General features: G+C 59.6%; 6 protein-coding genes and 1 pseudogene. 3 read left to right on the forward strand and 4 right to left on the reverse strand.

Annotated elements, in window-relative coordinates; translation table 11 throughout:
• The 4 genes from A3730_RS29570 to A3730_RS08225 all read right to left on the reverse strand — a co-directional run.
• Positions 1–137: transposase domain-containing protein (locus A3730_RS29570; protein WP_369819049.1), on the reverse strand; the 137-nt coding region annotated here is incomplete at its 3' end.
• A 152-nt stretch (positions 138–289) separates the two neighbouring features.
• Positions 290–1,936, reverse strand: a complete 1,647-nt coding sequence (gene groL, locus A3730_RS08215; RefSeq protein WP_063537897.1) for a chaperonin GroEL — start codon at positions 1,934–1,936, stop codon at positions 290–292.
• A 105-nt stretch (positions 1,937–2,041) separates the two neighbouring features.
• The gene (gene groES / locus A3730_RS08220; RefSeq protein WP_063521059.1) at positions 2,042–2,332 is read right to left on the reverse strand and encodes a co-chaperone GroES; all 291 of its coding nucleotides are present in this window, start codon (positions 2,330–2,332) and stop codon (positions 2,042–2,044) included.
• A 201-nt stretch (positions 2,333–2,533) separates the two neighbouring features.
• Positions 2,534–3,235, reverse strand: a complete 702-nt coding sequence (locus A3730_RS08225) for a HugZ family protein (protein WP_063537899.1) — start codon at positions 3,233–3,235, stop codon at positions 2,534–2,536.
• Between the two features lie 126 nt (positions 3,236–3,361).
• Between A3730_RS08225 and A3730_RS08230 the strand changes: the two genes are divergently transcribed.
• The 3 genes and pseudogenes from A3730_RS08230 to A3730_RS08240 all read left to right on the forward strand — a co-directional run.
• Positions 3,362–4,123 carry an SDR family oxidoreductase gene (locus tag A3730_RS08230; RefSeq protein WP_063520608.1) on the forward strand — a complete coding sequence of 254 codons (762 nt, stop codon included), beginning with the start codon at positions 3,362–3,364 and terminating at the stop codon, positions 4,121–4,123.
• Between the two features lie 135 nt (positions 4,124–4,258).
• Complete coding sequence (locus A3730_RS08235) at positions 4,259–4,555, forward strand: MGMT family protein (RefSeq protein ID WP_063520609.1); 297 nt, start codon at positions 4,259–4,261, stop codon at positions 4,553–4,555.
• Between the two features lie 85 nt (positions 4,556–4,640).
• A pseudogene (locus A3730_RS08240) lies at positions 4,641–4,827 on the forward strand (MFS transporter); the annotation flags it as partial.

Consider the following 4,827-nt stretch of genomic DNA (forward strand, 5'->3'; position numbering starts at 1 on the left):
CACAGCACCTGATCGCTGGGGAGGCGCCGCCGACGAATCGTTGCTTTGGAGGACAATTGGAGCGCCGACTCAACCCATTCAACGGGGATGTTCTGGGTGAAGGTGCTCAGGTCAGAGAAGGACTGAAGGGCATCAATATCGAAAAGAGACTGCTGTAAAGACACAAAAAATCCGGCTTCCCGCGAGTGGAAACCGGATTTTCGGAAAGCCCCGCTCTGCCTGCAATGCTTAAGTGAACGGCATTACGCACTAGGCGGGGTTTTCTCGGAGCGTGTTACGAGGGGATGATTTACATCATGCCGCCCATACCGCCCATTCCACCCATGCCGCCCATGTCCGGAGCGCCGCCACCGGCATTTTCTTCCGGCTTATCCGCCACCATGGCTTCGGTGGTGATCATCAGGCCGGCGATGGAAGCCGCTGCCTGCAGCGCGGAACGGGTTACCTTGGCAGGATCCAGGATACCCATTTCCAGCATGTCACCGTATTCACCGGTGGCCGCGTTGTAGCCGTAGTTGCCTTTGCCATTACGCACTTCCTGCACAATCACAGACGCTTCAGCGCCGGCGTTGTAGGCGATCTGACGCAGGGGCATTTCCAGCGCACGGAAGGTCAGGGCAATACCGGCGTTCTGCTCGTCGTTGTCACCCTTGATGGTGCCAACGTTGGCCAGCGCGCGTACCAGCGCCACACCACCGCCAGGAACCACACCTTCTTCTACCGCAGCGCGGGTCGCATGCAGGGCATCGTCCACACGGGCTTTCTTCTCTTTCATTTCAATCTCGGTGGCCGCACCGATCTTGATTACCGCAACACCGCCGGCCAGCTTGGCCACGCGCTCTTGCAGTTTTTCCTTGTCGTAGTCAGAAGAAGAGTTCTCGATTTCCTTGCGGATCTGTTCCACACGGCCATCGATATCTGCCTGCTGGCCAGCGCCATCAACAATGGTGGTATTTTCCTTGTCGATGTTCACTTTCTTGGCAGTACCCAGATCTTCCAGGGACGCATTCTCCAGGCTCAGGCCCACTTCTTCGCTGATCACGGTACCGCCGGTGAGGATGGCGATGTCCTGCAGCATGGCCTTGCGACGGTCACCGAAGCCCGGCGCTTTCACGGCGGCGCACTTGATGATGCCGCGCATGTTGTTCACAACCAGGGTCGCCAGCGCTTCGCCTTCGATATCTTCGGCGATGATCAGCAGCGGCTTGCCTGCCTTGGCCACATTTTCCAGGGCCGGCAGCAGTTCGCGGATGTTGGAGATCTTCTTGTCTACCAGCAGGATGTACGGGTCTTCCAGCTCGACCTGCATCTTCTCCTGGTTGTTGATGAAGTAGGGGCTCAGGTAACCACGGTCAAACTGCATGCCCTCAACCACGTCCAGCTCGTTCTGCAGGGACTGGCCTTCTTCAACGGTGATAACACCTTCCTGGCCCACTTTTTCCATGGCCTGGGCAATGATCTCGCCCACGGATTTGTCGGCGTTGGCGGAGATGGTGCCCACCTGCTCGATGCTCTTGGTGTTGTCACACGGGGTGGACAGCTTCTTCAGCTCTTCCACCACGGCGGCCACGGCCTGGTCGATGCCGCGCTTCAGGTCCATGGGGTTCATGCCAGCGGTAACAGACTTGAGGCCTTCGTTAACGAATGCCTGAGCCAGCACGGTGGCAGTGGTAGTGCCGTCACCGGCCTCGTCGTTGGCCTTGGATGCCACTTCCTTCACCATCTGAGCACCCATGTTTTCGAACTTGTCTTCCAGTTCGATTTCGCGGGCAACGGAGACGCCATCCTTGGTGATGGACGGAGCGCCGAAGGATTTTTCCAGCACCACGTTGCGGCCTTTCGGGCCCAGGGTGACCTTGACGGCGTCAGCCAGGATGTTGACGCCTTTGGCCATACGTTGACGCGCTTCGTCACGGAACAAAATTTCTTTAGCCATGTTTTATATACCTCTGCGATTCTTTACCCAGTGATGGGCTGAATGCCCTTGCGGGCGTTCGATGTCTGTCTTGACCGGAAGAGTTACCCGGGCCGTATTCAGCGTTTAGCCTTCAACGACGGCCAGAATTTCGGCTTCGCTCATGATCAGCAGCTCTTCGCCTTCCACCTTCACGGTGGACCCTGCGTATTGGCCAAAGATCACCTTGTCGCCGGCTTTCACGTCCAGCGGGCGTACATCACCGTTTTCGGTGATCTTGCCATTGCCTACGGCGATCACTTCGCCACGAGACGGCTTCTCGGCAGCGGAACCGGGCAGCACAATACCGCCAGCGGATTTGGTTTCTTCCTCTTCACGGCGAACCAGCACGCGATCATGCAAAGGACGGATGCTCATTTTTCCTTAAACTCCCAGTTAGTTCAGTTGACACCCGAGCCGCTTCCCCGATGGGTAGAGCTCGACAGTCGCAATTAGCACTCTAACGAGTCGAGTGCTAATCATAGTAAGGACGCCAGAACAGTCAACAGGAAATACCGGCCTTAGCCGGTGGCCTCTTGCCTGCCTGCTGGGCGTGGGATGGGGTCGTAACGGCGGGATTCAAGGGCGGGCGAGGAAAAAATCCTCCGGCCGGGTCCGCGCCAACATCACTAATGTCTCGCGCACCTGCCCGGCGTCTTCCGCCCGGGCCGGGAACGGTAGCCGACGCAACCGCGCCTCGTGCCAGAGCCACGCACCCCAGGGGTCCACGGCCAACATCTGCGCCCCCTGCCCCGGCGCCCCCAGCAAGGCCAGGTAGTGATCGATGGCCTCGGCGTGGTCGTCGTTCATGTGGCCAACCATGGCCTGTTCACGGGCCAGGTCCCAGCCCCACGGCTGCACCAGCGCTTCGGCATTCAACCAGGTCGCCCGGGCAAAACCTGGTATCCAGCGCGCCGTCTTCGGGCGCAACGCGAGAAAATGAAAATCCAGCTGGAGGTACTCGCGGGCGTGAGGAAACACCTGAAAGTAACGCTCCCCCTCGGTCGGGGGCACAGCCACCACCTCGCCGGACACGGTCAACCGCATGGCCGCCTGCCAGTCGCTGTGCTGTTGCTCCACCCACACCAGTGATGCCGCCGGGTTGGCCGCCAGGTTCACACTATGCGCCGCCAGCGCACTGACCAGCATCAACAGGCGCCCTTCATGGTCCGGGACCACATTGACGGCAGACGCAAACGGCGCGCCCTCATCGTCCACGGTGGCCAGTGCCGCATGGCTGTGCTGATAGATAAACGACTGGGCTTCTGCTTCCTGATGCATATGGGGTCCTGCTCTCCTTTTCCAGCTTCCCGTTTTACGGCGGGCCTGAGCAATCCGGTCATTGGCCTGCCCGCTGCACCTCACCATAATCCGTTGCAACGTGAACCGACAGTGTAAGGAATCACCATGGAACTGAACCAGAAAGTGATTGTTGTGACCGGCGCCGGCCGTGGCCTGGGTCGTGGCATCGCCACCTTTTTTGCCGGCAAAGGCGCCAGAGTGGCCTGTGTGGACCTGAGTCAGGAAGACCTGGACGCCACCGTGACCGCCTGTGAAGCCGCTGGCGGCGAAGCCCGCGCCTACCTGGCCAATGTGGCCAAAGAAGAAGAGGTGGAAGCCCTGTTCAACAATGTGGTTGCCGATTTCGGCGCCCTGCACGGCCTGGTCAACAACGCAGGCATCACCCGTGATGGCTTGCTGATCAAGGCCAAAGACGGAGAGCTGGTCAGCAAGATGAGCCTGCAACAGTGGCAGGCCGTGATCGACGTAAACCTGACCGGGGTGTTCCTGTGTGGCCGTGAGGCCGCCGCCAAGATGGTCGAAACCGGCGCCGAGGAAGGCGTGATCGTCAACATTTCCTCCCTGGCCCGCCAGGGCAGCTTCGGCCAGAGCAACTACTCCGCCGCCAAATCCGGCGTGGCCGCCATGGCCGAGGTATGGGCGAAAGAACTGGCCCGCTACAACATTCGCACCGGGGCGGTGGCGCCGGGCACCATCAACACCGACATGTTGGCCGCCATGAAACCGGAAGCCCGCGAGCGCCTGGTACAGGCGGTGCCCCTCAAACGTCTGGGCGAAGCCGAGCACATTGCCCGCAGCGTGGCCTTTATTTTCGAGACCGACTATTTCACCGGTCGCTGCATCGATATGGACGGCGGGCTGCGATAACAACGCCGGACGCTCAATGCCTAACGCACGATGCTACAACCCAGAAGAGGAAATCGGCTGGCACCGGTTTCCTCTTTTTATTGTGCTCTGCGTTTTTCCTTGCAGCTGGAAGCTAGCCACTGGAAGCTACCTTTCATGAACCCTGAATTCCGAGATGCCGTTTACCAGATCGTCGCCGCTATTCCCCCCGGATACGTCAGCAGTTATGGCGCCGTGGCAAAACAGGCGGGCTTTCCCCGTCATGCCCGTTTTGTTGGCCGTCTGATGAGCCAGCTCCCCAAGGACACCCGCCTGCCCTGGCACCGGGTGTTGCGCGCCGATGGCTGTATTGCCCTGGCTGGCACCCCCTCGGGGGAGATTCAGACACAACGGCTACGCGATGAAAATATTCCGGTGCTGGGCGACCGCGTGCCCAGACAGTATTTCCTGTAGCAGGCTGTTGAACCCACATCGCCCCCTGCGAACAAAGTGTCTATGATGAGCCTTTCGCCAATCGGCAATACCCGTTAAGAGTCCTATGCCCCCACAATCAACCAGCTGGCAGCAATCCCTGAAAGCCTTCCTGCACCCCCGTGTGGCCACCATGTTCTTTTACGGGTTTTCGGCGGGCATTCCGTTGCTGCTGATTTTCTCGTCGTTATCGCTATGGTTGCGCGAAGCAGGCATAGACCGCTCCACGGTGACCTACTTCAGCTGGGCGGCAC

The sequence above is a fragment of the Alcanivorax sp. HI0044 genome (genome assembly GCF_001634945.1).

Excerpts from the sequence above, each read along its gene's own strand:
- groL (WP_063537897.1), bottom strand. The coding sequence starts at position 1,936 with ATGGCTAAAGAAATTTTGTTCCGTGACGAAGCGCGTCAACGTATGGCC.
- groES (WP_063521059.1), bottom strand. The coding sequence starts at position 2,332 with ATGAGCATCCGTCCTTTGCATGATCGCGTGCTGGTTCGCCGTGAAGAG.
- A3730_RS08225 (WP_063537899.1), bottom strand. The coding sequence starts at position 3,235 with ATGCATCAGGAAGCAGAAGCCCAGTCGTTTATCTATCAGCACAGCCAT.
- A3730_RS08230 (WP_063520608.1), top strand. The coding sequence starts at position 3,362 with ATGGAACTGAACCAGAAAGTGATTGTTGTGACCGGCGCCGGCCGTGGC.
- A3730_RS08235 (WP_063520609.1), top strand. The coding sequence starts at position 4,259 with ATGAACCCTGAATTCCGAGATGCCGTTTACCAGATCGTCGCCGCTATT.